General features: G+C 64.4%; 15 protein-coding genes. 9 read left to right on the forward strand and 6 right to left on the reverse strand.

What is annotated here, in order from left to right:
- Window positions 1–21: 21 nt before the first annotated feature.
- Entirely contained in the window at window positions 22–1,638 is a 1,617-nt protein-coding gene (locus AC3WL2_RS02375; RefSeq protein WP_102681706.1) for an APC family permease, read from the reverse strand.
- Between the two features lie 245 nt (window positions 1,639–1,883).
- On the opposite strand from AC3WL2_RS02375, the gene AC3WL2_RS02380 reads away from it, so the two are divergent.
- On the forward strand, window positions 1,884–2,654 hold the full coding sequence (locus tag AC3WL2_RS02380) for an AraC family transcriptional regulator (RefSeq protein WP_102681707.1): 771 nt from the start codon (window positions 1,884–1,886) through the stop codon (window positions 2,652–2,654).
- Window positions 2,655–2,756: 102 nt separating this feature from the next.
- On the forward strand, window positions 2,757–3,605 hold the full coding sequence (locus AC3WL2_RS02385) for a tail fiber protein (RefSeq protein WP_371918086.1): 849 nt from the start codon (window positions 2,757–2,759) through the stop codon (window positions 3,603–3,605).
- On the opposite strand, the gene AC3WL2_RS02390 is transcribed toward AC3WL2_RS02385, so the two are convergent.
- Window positions 3,606–4,493: a LysR family transcriptional regulator gene (locus tag AC3WL2_RS02390; protein WP_102681708.1), complete on the reverse strand. Its 888-nt coding sequence runs from the start codon at window positions 4,491–4,493 to the stop codon at window positions 3,606–3,608. It abuts the gene before it with no gap.
- A gap of 182 nt (window positions 4,494–4,675) precedes the next feature.
- Here AC3WL2_RS02390 and moaB point away from each other — a divergent pair, with 182 nt between their 5' ends.
- Window positions 4,676–5,215, forward strand: coding sequence for a molybdenum cofactor biosynthesis protein B (gene moaB, locus AC3WL2_RS02395; protein ID WP_102681709.1), 540 nt, complete (start codon window positions 4,676–4,678; stop codon window positions 5,213–5,215).
- Between the two features lie 82 nt (window positions 5,216–5,297).
- On the opposite strand, the gene AC3WL2_RS02400 is transcribed toward moaB, so the two are convergent.
- Both AC3WL2_RS02400 and moaA read right to left on the reverse strand, forming a co-directional pair.
- Entirely contained in the window at window positions 5,298–6,197 is a 900-nt protein-coding gene (locus AC3WL2_RS02400; protein ID WP_256582493.1) for a bestrophin family protein, read from the reverse strand.
- Between the two features lie 21 nt (window positions 6,198–6,218).
- Window positions 6,219–7,223 (reverse strand): GTP 3',8-cyclase MoaA, encoded by a 1,005-nt coding sequence (gene moaA / locus AC3WL2_RS02405; protein WP_102681711.1) that lies wholly within the window; start codon window positions 7,221–7,223, stop codon window positions 6,219–6,221.
- A gap of 253 nt (window positions 7,224–7,476) precedes the next feature.
- Between moaA and AC3WL2_RS02410 the strand changes: the two genes are divergently transcribed.
- Window positions 7,477–9,804: an FdhF/YdeP family oxidoreductase gene (locus tag AC3WL2_RS02410; RefSeq protein WP_102681712.1), complete on the forward strand. Its 2,328-nt coding sequence runs from the start codon at window positions 7,477–7,479 to the stop codon at window positions 9,802–9,804.
- Window positions 9,805–9,923: 119 nt separating this feature from the next.
- On the opposite strand, the gene AC3WL2_RS02415 is transcribed toward AC3WL2_RS02410, so the two are convergent.
- Window positions 9,924–10,382: an Lrp/AsnC family transcriptional regulator gene (locus AC3WL2_RS02415; protein WP_046856697.1), complete on the reverse strand. Its 459-nt coding sequence runs from the start codon at window positions 10,380–10,382 to the stop codon at window positions 9,924–9,926.
- A gap of 152 nt (window positions 10,383–10,534) precedes the next feature.
- On the opposite strand from AC3WL2_RS02415, the gene AC3WL2_RS02420 reads away from it, so the two are divergent.
- Window positions 10,535–11,710 carry a trans-sulfuration enzyme family protein gene (locus tag AC3WL2_RS02420; RefSeq protein ID WP_046856696.1) on the forward strand — a complete coding sequence of 392 codons (1,176 nt, stop codon included), beginning with the start codon at window positions 10,535–10,537 and terminating at the stop codon, window positions 11,708–11,710.
- 113 nt (window positions 11,711–11,823) lie between these two features.
- Here AC3WL2_RS02420 and AC3WL2_RS02425 read toward each other — a convergent pair whose 3' ends face one another.
- Window positions 11,824–12,060, reverse strand: coding sequence for an HP1242/YdcH family protein (locus AC3WL2_RS02425; RefSeq protein ID WP_046856695.1), 237 nt, complete (start codon window positions 12,058–12,060; stop codon window positions 11,824–11,826).
- 116 nt (window positions 12,061–12,176) lie between these two features.
- On the opposite strand from AC3WL2_RS02425, the gene AC3WL2_RS02430 reads away from it, so the two are divergent.
- The 4 genes from AC3WL2_RS02430 to AC3WL2_RS02445 all read left to right on the forward strand — a co-directional run bounded on the left by AC3WL2_RS02430 (window position 12,177) and on the right by AC3WL2_RS02445 (window position 15,868).
- On the forward strand, window positions 12,177–12,542 hold the full coding sequence (locus AC3WL2_RS02430) for a 5-carboxymethyl-2-hydroxymuconate Delta-isomerase (RefSeq protein WP_102681713.1): 366 nt from the start codon (window positions 12,177–12,179) through the stop codon (window positions 12,540–12,542).
- Window positions 12,543–12,706: 164 nt separating this feature from the next.
- Window positions 12,707–14,344 (forward strand): phosphoethanolamine transferase, encoded by a 1,638-nt coding sequence (locus tag AC3WL2_RS02435; protein ID WP_102681714.1) that lies wholly within the window; start codon window positions 12,707–12,709, stop codon window positions 14,342–14,344.
- Between the two features lie 100 nt (window positions 14,345–14,444).
- Window positions 14,445–15,578 carry a ribonuclease D gene (gene rnd / locus AC3WL2_RS02440; RefSeq protein ID WP_102681715.1) on the forward strand — a complete coding sequence of 378 codons (1,134 nt, stop codon included), beginning with the start codon at window positions 14,445–14,447 and terminating at the stop codon, window positions 15,576–15,578.
- The gene (locus AC3WL2_RS02445; RefSeq protein WP_102681716.1) at window positions 15,575–15,868 is read left to right on the forward strand and encodes a YcgL domain-containing protein; all 294 of its coding nucleotides are present in this window, start codon (window positions 15,575–15,577) and stop codon (window positions 15,866–15,868) included. Before rnd ends, AC3WL2_RS02445 begins: the two co-directional genes overlap by 4 nt.
- Window positions 15,869–15,912: the final 44 nt, after the last annotated feature.

Below are 15,912 nucleotides of genomic sequence, written 5' to 3' on the forward strand. Positions count from 1 at the left end.
GCGTGTCCAATCTGTAGTGGGTCAGGAGGCGACAGCGGCGGGCTGCTGGCCGGCATGGGGTTCGCTGCTCGCTTCGCTTTCGTCGTCGCCATCGAGGCGCACCAGCCGCGCCGGCACGCCGGTGGCGGCGCCCCAGTAGTAGATGCCCAGGGCACTGGCAGCCACGACCACGGTATCCAGCGGGTGGCCGATCACGCCCAGGCCACCGAAGCTGCCCAGCCAGGAGAGGAAAATGGTCACGGCGTAGAAGCCGATCAGCCAGGCCGACGAGCGCACCTGCTGGCCCAGCGACAGGTGTTCGGTAGGCACGAAGCGGCGGCACAGCAGGTACAGCACGAACATCACGATCTGCAGCGCCAGCAGCCAGGACACGGTGTTCCACCCCGACCAGTAGACGATCAGCGCAGCGATGATGAACGACAGCGGGCCGAGCACGCCCATGCCCTTGACCCGGAACGGCCGGGCCATGTCCGGGGCGCTGCGGCGCAGGGCGGCCACGGACACCGGGGCTACGGCATAGCTCAGCACCAGCGCGGCGGAGACCACGTTGATCAGCGCTTCCCACGACGGGAAAGGCAGGGTCCAGAACACTGCCAGGGCGAAGGTCAGCCACAGCGCCGGGCGCGGGATGCCGGACTGCTCGTCAATGCGGGTGAAGTACTTGAAGAAGGTGCCGGTCTGGGCCCAGCCGTAGATCACTCGCGGGGTGGCGTTCATGTAGATGTTGCCGCAGCCGCTGGGCGAGATCACCGCGTCGGCCACCACCAGGTAGGCCAGCCAGCCGACGCCCAGGGCCAGGGCGATGTCACGGTAGGGCAGGGCCAGTTCCTTGGTCACCTCGGCCCAGCCGTTGGCAATCATCTCGGTCGGCACGCTGCCGAGGAACGCCAGTTGCAGCAGGGCGTAGATCGCGGTGGACAGCAGCACCGAGAGAATCAGCGCGATAGGGATGGTGCGCTGCGGGTTCTTTACCTCGCTGGCCACCGAGATGATTGGGGTCAGGCCCAGGTAGGCGAAGATGATGCCGCCGGCCGACACCGCCATCTCCACCCCGGACAGGCCGAACGGGGCGAAGCCCTGGACCTCGAAGTTCTCCGGTTTGAAGAAGGTGAACAGCACGCCGATCACCAGCAGCGGCACGATGAACTTGAACACACTGACCAGGTTGTTGGCCTTGGCGAAGGTCTTCACGCTGCGGTAGTTGAGCACGAAGAACAGCCCCAGCAGGGCGAACTGCACCAGCCAGCCGAGCACCGTCGGGTCGCTGGAGCCGCTCTTGGTCAGCGCCGGGAACCAGGCCGCGGCGTACTGGCGCGAGGCGACCACCTCGATGGCGATCAGGCTGGAGAAGGCGATCAGGGTGATGAAACCCATCAGGTAGCCGAGCAGCGGGCCGTGGGAGTACACCGGGTAGCGCACCACGCCGCCGGCCCGTGGCAGGGCGGCGCCGAGCTCGCAGTAGACGATGCCCAGCAGCAGCACGGCGAAACCGCCGAGGAACCAGGAGAGGATGCCGGCCGGCCCGGCGATGGCCGAGACGTGGCTGGCGGCGAACAGCCAGCCCGAGCCGAAGATGGCACCGAGGCCGATGAAGGTGAGGTCCAGCAGTGACAGCTGTTTCTTGAATTTGCCTGACATGGGTGCGCCTTCTTGTAGGTTTTGGATAGGCAGGTCTGATGTCACGATGCGGCGGCATGCGCCGCGTTCTTGTAGGTCATGGGGCGGCTTGCGTGGGGCATAGAGTGGACCGATCGGGGGCTCGGTTCTTGATGGTTTTCTGCAAGGTGAGTGACGAAATCGGCATAGTCGAGAGCAAGTGCTGGCGCCCGGTGGGGGCTGCTGACTAGGCTTGCAGGGCCGCGAGAATCACTAGAGATAACCGCATGCCCGAGCAACCGTTGACTGCGCTGTACCAGCACCTCGACCAGCACCGCCCCGAATCCCTCGAAGCCTTGCTCACCGGTGTGGTCTGGCTGCTGCCGATGCTCGATGTCATCGCCAATGCGGCGATCTTCATCAAGGACGACCAGGCCCGCTATGTGCTGGCCAACCGCACGCTGGTCCAGCGCTGCGGTTTGAAGCACCTGCAACCGCTGCTGGGCAAGACCAGCGCCGAGGTGTTCCCGGCGCGCCTGGGCCCCGGCTACACCGAGCAGGATCGCCGGGTGCTGGAGCAGGGCCAGGTGCTGGAGGACCAGCTGGAGCTGCACCTGTACGGCAGCCGCGAACCGGGCTGGTGCCTGACCCACAAGCGCCCGCTGTACGACGCGACGGGGGCGATCATCGGCCTGGTGGGCATTTCGGTCGACCTGCAGTCAGCCGCAGACACCCACCCGGCCTACCAGCGCCTGGCGGCGGTGGATGCGCATATCCGCGCGCATTTCCACCAGTCGATCAGCATGGGCGAGCTGACGCGCATCGCCGGCATCTCGGTGGCGCAGTTGGAGCGCTACTGCAAGCGGGTGTTCCACCTCACCCCCCGGCAGATGATCCACAAGGCCCGCCTGGAACATGCGCACCAGTTGCTGCACAGCGACCTGCCGATCATCGAGGTGGCGCTGCGCTGTGGCTACACCGACCACAGCGCGTTCAGCCGGCAGTTCAGGCAACTGACCGGGTTTACCCCGCGCCAGTATCGGATGGCAACGAATTGAAGGGTAAATGCATTAATGCATTGATTTGCTATGCCTTTATGCATATAGTGGGTTTCCGCGCTCAGCAGCGTGCATAAACTCAATCGATACAGGATGTTCACGATGACAACCGCTTATACCGCCAAGAATTCCCTGCCTTTTGCGGCGCTACCCACTACCGATGGTGTCATTCAATATTTTCGTGCGGCCAGCACCAACGTAGCGGATGCGTCCTATGCTCCCGATGGTCTGGCAGCTGCGCCGATCTACGGCCTCGGTGGCCAGCTGTTGCAAGGTAACGAGATTGTCGCTGGCGGCAACGTGACGCTGGTTTCCTACCTCGGTCCACTGCTCAATCAGGGGGCGCTGTGCTGGATCCTGCTGAGCTGCGAGGGTGGTGCCCAGCAGGTGGCCAATGCCACGCATAGCCAGCATGCCGTGACGCTTGGCCAGATCATCGGTTTCTCTGGAGCTGCACCTGGTGACATCAAGTTCTCCGCAGCCAACGAGGCTCCGGTGGGCTGGCTGAAGGCCGATGGAGCATTGGTGTCTCGCGCCGAGTATGGTGCTCTGTTCGCGGCAATCGGCATCACCTATGGCGCTGGCGATGGTGCCACGACCTTCGGCCTGCCTGACCTGCGCGGTGAGTTCATCCGTGGCTTCGATGACGGCCGTGGGGTAGACCAAGGCCGGGCATTCGGTTCCTGGCAGAAGGGCAGCCTCTACCCTTACGACACCACCCAGAACAATGCCAACGGTGTCTGGAGTGCATCTACCACACAGAACGACGGTCCGGCTTCGCAAGTCGCGATGGGCGTGGATGCCTACTCCACCGCCGAGTATTCGACCATTTCGCTGGGTGGGGTCGATGCGAAGGTCAACTATGCATTGCCAGGTCTGTTCGGTGACCGTGGTTACTCCGGGATCACCCGCCCACGCAACATGGCCATGCTCGCATTGATCAAGTGCTGATCACTCGCTGCTGAACAGGGCACGGGCCTCGTCGAAGCACTGCTCGGCGATGGCCGAGCGTGGCTCGCTACGGCGCAGCAATAGCCCGACCGGGCTGTGGATGCTGGCCTCCTGCACCGGGATGATGCGCATGTGCTGGCTGAGGTCTTCCAGGCCGCAGTCCAGCGGCATGATCGCGCAGCACACGCCGGTGTTGATCGCCTGGATCAGCTGGAAGGTCGAGTCGCTCTCGAGCACGGCATTGGGCGTGAGGCCCCGGCTGCGGAAGCTCAGGTCGAGGGACTGGCGGTAGTGCATGCCTTTGCTCAGCAGGCCAAGCGGCAGCTCGCCGAGATCTTCCCAGCGCAGGTTGTCGGCCTCGAACCGAAAGTGCCGGGTGTCGTGCAGCAGGCCCATGGTGGTGGTGCTCAGCTCGATCACATCGAAGAAGCTGGTGTTGACCTGGTCGAGGTAGCAGATGCCCAGGTCGAGCTGGTTGCGGCTCAGGCCATCGATCACCTGCTCGGAGCTCAGCGACGACAGCTGGAAGTGCAGCTCGGGGTACTTCGCGCGCAGCGGCATCAGCAACTGCATGGGGTTGAAGCTGGCCAGCGGCACGGTGCCCAGGCGCAGGCTGCCGACCACCTGGCCCCGGCAACTGGCGGCCTCGGCCTGCAAGCCATCATGGGCGGCGAGCAGGGTGCGGGCCCAGGCCAGGATGCGTTCGCCGGCTTCGGTGAAGCCTTCGAAGCGCTGGCCGCGCTTGACCAGCACCAGGTCGAGTTCGTCTTCGAGGTTGCGCAGGCGCATGGACAGGGTCGGCTGGGTGATATGGCACAGCGCCGCGGCCTGGCCGAAGTGGCGGGTCTGGTCGAGGGCGATGAGGAACTTGAGCTGTTTGATGTCCATGGTGCGGCCTGGGTTGCGGGGTGGGTAGACCTTAACCAAGAGTGAAGCACCTGGCTAATCATTGCTGACAAATTCACCGACGCCACGATAGAAACCATCGATCATCCGGTACGCGCTATCGATTGGACGCTGCCAGGGCTTCTCTCTAACGTGGCCGCCAAGCCAATCCTGGAGCAAAGGCCATGAGCGTGAAATCGGACGCGGTGTTCGTACCGCTGAACATCGCGGTGCTGACCGTCAGCGACACCCGTACCTTCGAGACCGACACGTCTGGCGAGCTGCTGGCCAGCCGTGCCGTCGGCGTGGGCCACCGCCTGGTGGCGCGCGAGCTGCTCAAGGACGACCTGTACAAGATCCGCGCCCAGGTCGCCACCTGGATCGCCGATGAACAGGTGCAGGTGGTGCTGATCACCGGCGGCACCGGTTTCACTGGCCGTGACAGCACGCCGGAGGCGGTGGACTGCCTGCTGGACAAGCGCATCGACGGGTTCGGCGAGCTGTTCCGCGCATTGTCGATCCTCGATATCGGTACCTCGACTGTACAGAGCCGGGCCTTGGCCGGCATTGCCAACGGCACCCTGGTGTGCTGCCTGCCGGGCTCGACCGGCGCCTGCCGCACGGCATGGGAGGGGATCCTGGCCGAGCAGCTGGATGCGCGGCACCGGCCGTGCAATTTCGTCGCACACCTGAAGCCGATCGGGGCCTGCGAAAGCCGCGGTTGATCTGACTCTATCGCGGAGCAAGTTCGTTCCCACGCATTACCTGAACACAGTTGTAGCCGGTACGGCCCTATCGCCGGCAATGTCAGCTCAACACATGATCCACCGGCACCAGAGCCGGTGGCAGTGGCTCATGCCCCAGCGCCGACAGCACATCGCGCTCCAGGGTGCGCACCAGGGCATCGGTCGGCAGGTCGTTCTCGTCGCGCCCGAACGGGTCTTCCAGCTCGTTGCCGATCGCATCCAGCCCGAAGAAGGTGTAGCTGACGATGGTGGTGAACAGCGGCGCCAGCCAGCCCAGCGGTTCGGCCAGGGCGAACGGCAACAGCAGGCAGAAGATGTAGATGGTGCGGTGCAGCAGCAGGGTGTACGGGAACGGCAGTGGCGTGCCCTTGATCCGTTCGCAGGTGGCCTGCACGTCCGACAGGCCGGACAGGCGCTGCGCCAGGAGGGTGTAGCGAAACTCGCTGATCTCCCCGCGCTCCGCCAGCCGCGAACAGTGTCCGCCCACCTCGCGCAGGATGCCGTCGCAGACATTGTGCGGCACGATCTGCGCCTGCTCGCCCAGCCAGGGGCGGGCGGCGCCCAGCTCGTCCTCGTTGCGCAGCCGGGCATTGAGGGCATGGGCGAAAGCACAGAGGCTGCGCAGCAGGTCCTCGCGCAGCGCCGCGTCCTTGATCAGCACACTTTCGCGCACGAATGAACGTACCTCGATAATCATCCGCCCCCAGGCCTTGCGGCCTTCCCACCAGCGGTCGTAGCAGGCGTTGTTGCGAAAGCTCATGAAGATCGACAGCGACAGCCCCAACAGGGTGAAGGGCGTGGCGCTGACCGGGTAGAACAGAGCCGGGTAGTGTCGCTCGACCAGCACGATCAGCGCCGCGAGCAAGGTCACCGCCAGGCAGCGCAGGGCGATGCGCTGGACGATCGAGCCTTTGAGGGTGAACAGCACGCGCAGCATGTCGGGGCGTGAGTGGACGATCAAGGCGGTTCCAGAGGCGGCCGATCAGCCGCCGGTCATGTTCATGAAGCGCAGGATCTGCACCTCGCCGCCCACTTCGAAGTGGTGACGGTAGGGCTTGAGCTGCATGGCGTCGCGGATGGCTTTTTCCAGGCGTGCAGTGTCGCCGGGGTGCTGGCGCATGACCTGCTTGAGGTCCACCGAATGTTCGTTGCCCAGGCACAGCAACAGGCGGCCTTCGACGGTCAGGCGCACGCGGTTGCAAGTGGCGCAGAAGTTGTGGCTGTGGGGCGAGATGAAGCCAACCCGGGTGTTGGGCGCCTCGGCCAGGCGCCAGTAGCGCGCCGGCCCCTGGGACGACTCGGCCGACTCGACCAGGGTGAAATGTTCGGCCAGGCGCGCGCGCACGTCGTCGCTGGAACAGAATGACTCGCCGCGCTCGTGCTCGCTGATCACGCCCAGGGGCATCTCTTCGATGAACGAGATATCCAGTTCACGGTCGATGGCGAAACGTACCAGGTCGACGATCTCGTGGTCGTTGCGGCCCTTGAGCACCACCGCGTTGAGCTTGGTGCGGCGAAAGCCCGCGGCGCGCGCGGCGTCGATGCCGGCGATTACCTGCTGGAGGTCGCCGGTGCGGGTGAGGGCGCGGAAGCGCTCGGGGTCGAGGCTGTCGAGGCTGATGTTCAGGCGCGACACGCCGGCGTCGAACAGCGGCTGGGCCAGGCGGCCGAGCTGCGAGCCATTGCTGGTCAGGCACAGTTCGCGCAGGCCGGGCAGGGCGGCGATGCGCCCGCAGAGCTCGACGATGCCCTGGCGTACCAGCGGCTCGCCGCCGGTCAGGCGGATCTTTCGGGTGCCCAGGGCGACGAAGCGCTCGGCGACCTGGTACAGCTCTTCGAGGCTGAGAATCTGCTGGCGCGGCAGGAACTGCATGTCTTCGGCCATGCAATAGACGCAGCGAAAGTCGCAGCGGTCGGTGACCGACATCCGCAGGTAATCGACTTTGCGGTTGAAACCGTCGATCAGGGCCTGGGGGTTCTTTTCCACGTTCGCGCTCGACATTGAAGTGGCAGGGGGCGGCGAAAGGCCGCGGATAAGGTTCAAGCTATAACCTGCGCCCATTGGCGTCAAATTGCTTTCCCCGACCATTCGATCAGTCTCCTCTATCACGGCTGAAGGCCGTGCCGGCCAAGGGCTGTGGCGGTGATCGAAACGGTTTATCACGCCGTCATTTATTTCGATTGGACGCAGTAGGGGGCGCTTCTTAGGCTGGAAAAAACACCGTGCGGAGAAGCGCAGCATGAGCCAGGACGAACACATCAGGGACTACAAGGGGCCGGCCGCCGGCTGGGGCGCGCTCAAGAGCGTGACCAAGAGCTGGCTGGGCAGCGAGAACGCCTTCAAGAACCTGCGGGCCATGCTCAAGACCAACCAGAACGGTGGCTTCGACTGCCCGGGTTGCGCCTGGGGCGAATCGCCGGAAAGCGACATGGTCAAGTTCTGCGAGAACGGCGCCAAGGCGGTCAACTGGGAGGCCACCGGCCGCTCGGTGGATCCGGCGTTCTTCGCCCGCTACAGCGTCAGTGCGCTGCTCGAGCAGACCGACTACTGGCTTGAGTACCAGGGCCGCATCACCCACCCTATGCGCTACGACGCGGCCACCGATCATTACGTCGAGATCAGCTGGGACGAAGCGTTCGCCCTGGTCGCCCGGCACCTGAACGGCCTCGCGTCGCCGGATGAGGCCGAGTTCTATACCTCGGGCCGGGCCAGCAACGAGGCGGCGTTCCTCTACCAGTTGTTCGTGCGCGCCTACGGCACCAACAATTTCCCCGACTGCTCGAACATGTGCCACGAGGCCAGCGGCGTGGGCATGGCCGAAACCCTCGGCGTGGGCAAGGGCACCGTGGTGTTTCATGACCTGGAGCTGGCCGATGCGATCTTCGTCATTGGCCAGAACCCCGGCACCAACCACCCGCGCATGCTCGAACCGCTGCGCGAGGCGGTCAAGCGTGGTGCCCAGGTGGTCTGTTTCAACCCGCTCAAGGAACGCGGGCTCGAGCGCTTCCAGCACCCGCAGCACCCGTTCGAGATGCTCAGCAATGGCTCCGAGCCGACCAACACCGCGTACTTCCGCCCGGCGCTGGGTGGCGACATGGCGGCCATGCGCGGCATCGCCAAGTTCCTTCTGCAGTGGGAGCGCGAGGCGCAACTGAACGACGAGCCACCTGTGTTCGACCACGCGTTCATCGCCGAGCACACCAGTGGCGTCGAGGCCTACCTGGCCGTAGTGGACGCCACACCCTGGGAACATATCGTCGAGCAGTCGGGCCTGAACAAGGCCGAGATCGAGCTGGCCGCACGCATGTACCGCAAGGCCGAGCGGGTGATCATGTGCTGGGCCATGGGCATCACCCAGCACCGCCATTCGGTGCCCACCGTGCAGGAAATCGTCAACCTGCAGCTGCTGCGCGGCAACGTCGGCAAACCCGGCGCCGGCCTGTCGCCGGTGCGTGGCCACAGCAACGTGCAGGGCGACCGCACCATGGGCATCGACGAGAAGCCCAAGGCGGCGCTGCTCGACGCCATCGAGAAACACTTCCAGTTCAAGGTGCCCCGCGAGCACGGCCATAACGCCGTGCTGGCGATCCAGGCAATGGAAGAAGGGCGGGCCAAGGTGTTCGTCGCCCTGGGCGGCAACTTCGCCCAGGCGACTCCGGACACCCCGCGTACCCACGCGGCGCTGCGCAACTGTGAGCTGACCGTGCAGATTTCCACCAAGCTCAACCGCTCGCACCTGGTCACCGGGCGTGATGCGCTGATCCTGCCGTGCCTGGGCCGCACCGAGATCGACATCCAGGCCGAAGGGCCGCAGGGCGTCACCGTGGAGGACACCTTCAGCATGGTGCATATCTCCCACGGCCAGCTGAAGCCGCGTTCAGCGCAGCTGCGTTCGGAGCCGGCCATCGTCGCTGGCATGGCCAAGGCTACCCTGGGCAATCGGCCCATCGACTGGGACTATGCGATTGCCGACTATGGCCGCATCCGCAGCATGATCGCCGACGTGATTCCCGGCTTCGCCGACTTCAATGCACGCCTGCAGCATCCGGGCGGCTTCCACCTTGGCAACCACGCTGCGGACCGCAACTTCCGCACGGCCACCGGCAAGGCGCGCTTCACCCCGAGCCAGTTGCCGGAGCAACTGGTCAACGCGGCTGTGCTGGCCAGCGGTGACAAGCCGGACCTGATCCTGCAGACCTTGCGCTCCCACGACCAGTACAACACTACGCTGTATGGGCTCGATGACCGTTACCGTGGCGTGTTCGGGCTGCGCGAAGTGGTGTTCGTCAACGAGGCCGATATCCGCCGCCTGGGCTTCGAGCCGGGCGAGCACGTGGATATCGTGTCGTTGTGGGAGGATGGCCTCGAGCGGCGAGTGTCGGGCTTCCGCCTGGTGTCCTATGACGTGCCTGAAGGGCAGGCGGCGGCGTATTACCCGGAGACCAATCCGTTGGTGCCGCTGGAAAGCTACGGCGAGGGGACCTACACACCAACCTCGAAGTTCGTGGCGATCAAGTTGGAGAAGGCGAGGGCGGGGAATCGGATCGAGGCTACCCTGGCTGACTGACAGGGCCGGCCTCATCGCTGGCAAGCCAGCCCCCACAGGGATGTCGTTTGGCTTGAGGTCGACGCCGTCGGGGGGGAGCCGGCTTGCCGTCGATGAGGCCGGTCCTGCCAGAGATCATTTCAGCGCCCCACCGGATACGCCGTGGTGTACTTCATCTGCTCCATGGCAAAACTCGAGGTGATGTTCGACAACCCGTCGGTGCTGGTGATCAGCTTCTTGTAGAAGCGGTCGTAGGCGGCGATGTCGCCCACCACCACCCGCAGCATGTAGTCCCAGTCGCCGGACATGCGATACACCTCCATCACTTCCTCGAACGCCGTCACCGTGGCGGCGAACTGCGCCAGCCAGGCGCTGTCGTGGCGCTGGGTCTTGAGCTGGACGAACACCGTCAGGCCCAGGCCCAGGCGCTCGGGGTCGAGCAGGGCGACGCGGCCGCGAATGTAGCCTTCCTCTTCCAGGCGCTTGACCCGTTTCCAGCACGGCGTGGTGGAGAGGTTGACCGCTTCGGCCAGGTCCTTGAGGGACAGCGAGGCGTCGCGCTGGAGCAGGGTGAGGATGTGCTGGTCGAAACTGTCCATGACGTCGTGTCGCCGATTGCGGGAAAAGTTTTTCGAGAGTAGCCGCTCGCAGGGAACGTTGGAACTGTTTCGGCCGCTGCATCGACAGAAATGTTCTGCTGGCGCCTGGGGGTGGTGGATATGAGATAGTGGTGGTTTTCCACCCTCAGGCAATGGACCCGACCATGTCCGACAAACCGCGCAATTTCGCCACCCGCACCATCCACGCCGGTGAGCAATCCAGCGTCGCCGACAATGCCATCTTCCCGGCAATCGTCACTTCCAGCTCGTTCATCAAGCGCGGCCTGGACGACAACCCCGAATACGCCTACAGCCGTGTCAGCAACCCGACCCGGCACGCCTACGAGACCTGCGTGGCCGCACTGGAGGAGGGCGTCGGCGCGGTCGCCTGCGCCTCGGGCGTCAGCGCCACCGCCACGGTGCTCGAGCTGCTCTCCAAGGATGCCCATGTGGTGGTGATGAACGGTGTCTACGGCGGCACCTTCCGCCTGCTGGAAGACTACCGTGGGCGCACCTCGGGCCTGACCACCACCTACGTCGACCTCAACGACGTCGAGGCCGTGGCCGCGGCGATCCGCCCCGAGACCCAACTGATCTGGATCGAATCGCCGACCAACCCGCTGCTGCACCTGGTGGACATCAAGGCGGTCTGCGAACTGGCCCGTGAGCGGGGGGTGATGACCTGCATCGACAATACCTTCTGCTCGCCTTGGAACCAGCAGCCGATCACCCTGGGCGTGGACCTGGTGATGCACTCGGCGAGCAAGTACATCGGCGGCCATTCCGACCTGACCGGCGGTGTGGTGGTGGCGGCCAACCACGAATTGCTGGGGCGCCTGCGCAAGATCAGCATGGCGGTCGGCGCGATCCAGGGGCCGTTCGACTGCTACCTGGCATTGCGTGGGCTCAAGACCCTCGATGTGCGCATGGAGCGCCAGAGCGCCAACGCCCTGCGTGTGGCGCAGTTCCTCGAACAGCATCCGCAGGTCGAGCAGGTCTACTACCCGGGCCTGGAAAGCCACCCGCAGCATGACCTGTGCAAACGCCAGATGCGCACGGGCGGCGCGGTGGTGGCGTTGCGCATCAAGGGCGACCGGGCCGCGGTCAACCGCCTGGTCGAGGCGCTGTCGATCTTCGTCCTGGCCGACTCGCTGGGCGGTGTGGAGAGCATGATCAACCACTCCTGGAGCATGTCGCACAACTCCTTGAGCCCGGAGCAGAAGGGCGTGATGGGGATCAGTGAGAACCTGCTGCGGCTGTCGATCGGGATTGAGGATTACCGCGATCTGATCGAGGATCTGGAGGGGGCGCTGAAGGCTTCTGCATAAGGGCTGCCGACGTCATCGCGGGGCAAGCCCGCTCCCACGATGGCCGCGCATGCCGTGGCGTTTGCGCGGTACCTGGGAGCGGGCTTGCCCCGCGATAGCGTCGGTTGGGGGAATCAGGATTTGGGTGGATGGACGATGCGTTCGATCTTGTCCTTGATCAGCACCCGCTCCTTGCGCAGGCGATTTACGGTGTCGTCGCCGGTAGCATTGCCTTCGGCGGCGAGCACTTCCTTGTCCTTGGCGTTGTATTCCTTGTGCAGCTTGTGCAGGTCGTGATCCTTGTCGATCAGGGCCTGGAACTGTTCGGCGGTCACGTGCAGGTCTGCGAGCAAATCATGCGGAACTGGCATTTCTTCACCTCTCTCAGGGTTGGTAAACGAGCCTGAACCAAGAGGATAGTCGCCTTTGCCGTATTGCGGGACTGGGTTAGGCTGTCGCATCCCCCTGCGTGAACGGAACCTGCGCCATGCCTCACCTGAACCTGGAATACAGCGACAACCTGCGCGACCTCAATGTCGATGTGCTGCTGCTGCGCCTGAACCACGCCCTGGTCGGTAGTGGCCAGTTTGCCGAAGAGCTGGACATCAAGAGCCGCGCACAGGCCTTTGCCCAGTACCGGGTGGGCACCGCCCCTGGCGAGCGGGCCTTCGCCCATGTGCGTCTGGCGATTCTCAGCGGGCGCACGCAGCAGGTGAAACAGCAATTGTCGAACAGCCTGCTCGAGGTGTTGCGCGAGGCGATTCCGGCCCAGCCTGGGCTGGACATTCAGCTGTGCGTGGAAGTCCTGGATATCGACCGCGAGCCGTACGCCAAACTTCGCCTGCCTGGCTGAATGGCAGCTGAATGAAAGTTGTTTAATTCATGAAAGACGCCGGCCCACCAATTGTTGGCGTCTTTTTCACAAAAAATTGATGCTAGGCTTTCTAGAGTTCGGCCAACTTTCCAACCTGCCCGTCCGGGCGTGTTGGCCGCTGATGAACTCTTGTTGCGAACGCCATGCTGAAACTCAAATCCCTGCGCACCGAATGGGTCACGTTGCTGGCCAGCCTGTACCTGTTGATCGGCTTCAACACCTTGCTTTGGGAACACCTGGAGTCCATCGTGCCGCCGGGCATGGTGGGGCTATGGTTGAGCCTGGCGTTCGCCGTGCTGATGCTGTTCGCCTTCAATCTCATCCTCACCTTGCTGGCGTTTCGTTATGTATTGAAACCCGTATTGATTGTATTGTTCATCAGCGGTGCAAGTGTCGCTTACTTCATGAATCAATATGGCGTACTTATTGACGCTGGCATGTTCCGCAATGTGGCTGAAACCAATGTTGCGGAAGTGCGCGACCTGCTTTCGCTGAAGTTCGCCGTATATATCCTGCTGTTGGGTGTGCTGCCCTCGCTGCTGGTGTGGAAGGCCAGGATCGCCTATCGCCCCTGGCACCGCGAACTGCTTGGCAAGCTGGTGGTCAGTGGGGCCTGCGTCGCGGCCCTGGGCTCGGTGGCGCTGGTCAACTACCAGGGCTTGGCGTCGTTGTTTCGCAACCACCATGAACTGCGCCTGATGCTTACGCCGAGCAATATCGTGGGGGCCTCCATCGGCTATGTCAGCGAGCAGGTGGGCACGGCCACCCAGTCCTTCCAGCGCTATGGCGAGGATGCCCGTCGCGATGCGGCCTGGCAGCAGCACCAGCGCAAGTCGCTGACCGTGCTGGTGGTCGGCGAGAGTGCCCGGGCGGAAAACTTCGGCCTGCTCGGCTATGCCCGCGACACCACCCCGCAATTGAGCAAGGAGCAGGGCTTGCTGAGCTTTACCGACGTCCACTCCTGCGGCACCGAGACCGCCGTGTCGGTGCCCTGCATGTTTTCCGGCATGCCGCGCAAGGACTACGACGCCCGCGTGGCGAAGAACCGCGAAGGCCTGCTCGACATCCTCCAGCGCGCGGGGTTGGTGGTGCAGTGGCGCGACAACCAGTCCGGCTGCAAGGGCACCTGTGATCGGGTGCAGTTTATCGACGTGAGCAACCTTCAGGACCCGAGCCTGTGCGCCAGTGGCGAGTGCCATGACGAGATCCTGCTGCAGGGCCTGGCCGAGTTGCTCGACAACCTCGACCAAGACACCGTGCTGGTGCTGCACCAGATGGGCAGCCATGGCCCGGAATACTTCAAGCGCTACCCGGCCGGCAGCGAACCCTTCACCCCGGTGTGCCGCAGCAACGCCCTGAACCAGTGCAGCCAACAGGAGATCGTCAACGGCTACGACAACACCCTGGCCTACACCGACAAGGTGCTGGCGACCTTGATCGATACCTTGCGCAGCAAGCAGGACAAGGTCGACACCGCGATGATCTATCTTTCAGATCATGGCGAGTCGCTGGGCGAGTACAACCTGTTCCTGCACGGCACGCCCTACATGATCGCGCCGGAGCAGCAGAAGCACGTACCGCTGCTGGCCTGGTTCTCCGACAGCTACCGCGAGGACTTCGGCGTGGACACCGAATGCCTGGGCAAGCTGCGCGATGCGCCGTTGTCGCAGGACAACCTGTTCCACTCGATGCTCGGCCTGTTGCAGGTACGCACCGAGGTCTACCAGCGCTCGCTGGACCTGTTTGCCGGCTGCCGGCCCTGGCTGGCGGCCGATCGCTGAGCGTACCGACGATCAGCACCAAGGATGGCGTGGCTTGCGAGGTTTCACCCATTGCGCCCGCGCCGTATATACTGCGCGCCAATGTTAGTGGGAGAGCCTCGTGGCCATCGAAATTCACTGGATCCGTGACGACCAGACCCTGGCCCAGCACTGCCGAAGCTGGCGTGAGCTGCCGTTTGTGGCCCTCGACACCGAATTCATGCGGGTCGACACCTTCTACCCGAAAGCCGGGTTGATCCAGATCGGTGACGGCAAGCGTGCCTTCCTCATCGACCCTTTGCTGATTCGCGACTGGCAGCCGCTGGCTGAGTTGCTCGAAGACAATGGCGTGGTCAAGGTGCTGCACGCCTGCAGCGAAGACCTGGAGGTCCTGCTGCGCCTGACCGGCAAGCTGCCGCAGCCACTGTTCGACACCCAGCTCGCCGCCGGCTACCTGAACATCGGCTTCTCGATGGGCTATTCGCGTCTGGTGCAAGATGTGCTGGGGCTCGAGCTGCCCAAGGGCGAGACCCGCTCCGACTGGCTGCAGCGCCCGCTCTCGGAGACCCAGGTCAGCTACGCCGCCGAAGACGCCGTGCATCTGGCCGAGCTGTTCACCGCCCTGCGCCCGCGGCTGTCGGACGACAAGTACGCCTGGGTGCTCGAGGACGGTGCCGAGCTGGTCGCCGCGCTGCGCCGTGAAGTCGAGCCCGAGACCCTCTACCGTGATGTCAAGCTGGCCTGGAAACTGGGCCGCCAGCAATTGGCCGTGCTGCGCGAGCTGTGCGCCTGGCGCGAGCGTGAGGCCCGCAGCCGCGATGTGCCGCGCAACCGCATCCTCAAGGAACACTCGTTGTGGCCCATGGCCAAGAGCCAGCCCGACAGCCCGTCGGCGCTGGCGAAAATCGACGAGATGCACCCGCGCACCATCCGCCAGGACGGCGAGGCGCTGATCCAGCTGATCAAGCGCGCCGCCAGCCTGCCGCAGGAGCAATGGCCCGCGCCGCTGCCCGAGCCGCTGCCGATCGAAGCCGCCGGCATTCTCAAGCGCTTGCGCGCCATCGGCCAGGCCGAAGGTGAGCGGCTGGGCATCGCCCCGGAGCTGATGCTGCGCAAGAAAGCCCTCGAAGCCCTGCTCAAGAGCGGCTACCCCGACGGTCCCTATCAACTGCCTGATGCACTGCGCGGCTGGCGTCGCGAGCGCATGGGCCAGGCCCTGCTGGACGACCTGGCCGGTGCCGGAGATTCCCGATGAAACGTATCTGCTCGATTTACAAGAGCCCCCGCAAGAACGAGATGTACCTGTATGTGCTCAAGGCCGAGGGCCTGGAGCGAGTGCCCGAGGGGCTGCTGCCTTTCTTCGGCACGCCCGTGCATGCCTTCGACCTGGTGCTCAGCCCCGAGCGCAAGCTGGCCCGCGAGGACATCGCCAAGGTACTGGAGAACCTCGACAGCCAGGGCTACCACCTGCAGATGCCGCCGCCGGACGACGACTACATCGAGCACCTGCCCGAAGAACTGCTGCGCCGCAACGACCCGGCCTGATCCGGGCGCGGCCTCCTCTCTGTCTGCGGCCCGCCGGGCGGGGC

This window comes from Pseudomonas sp. FW305-96 (assembly GCF_058783825.1).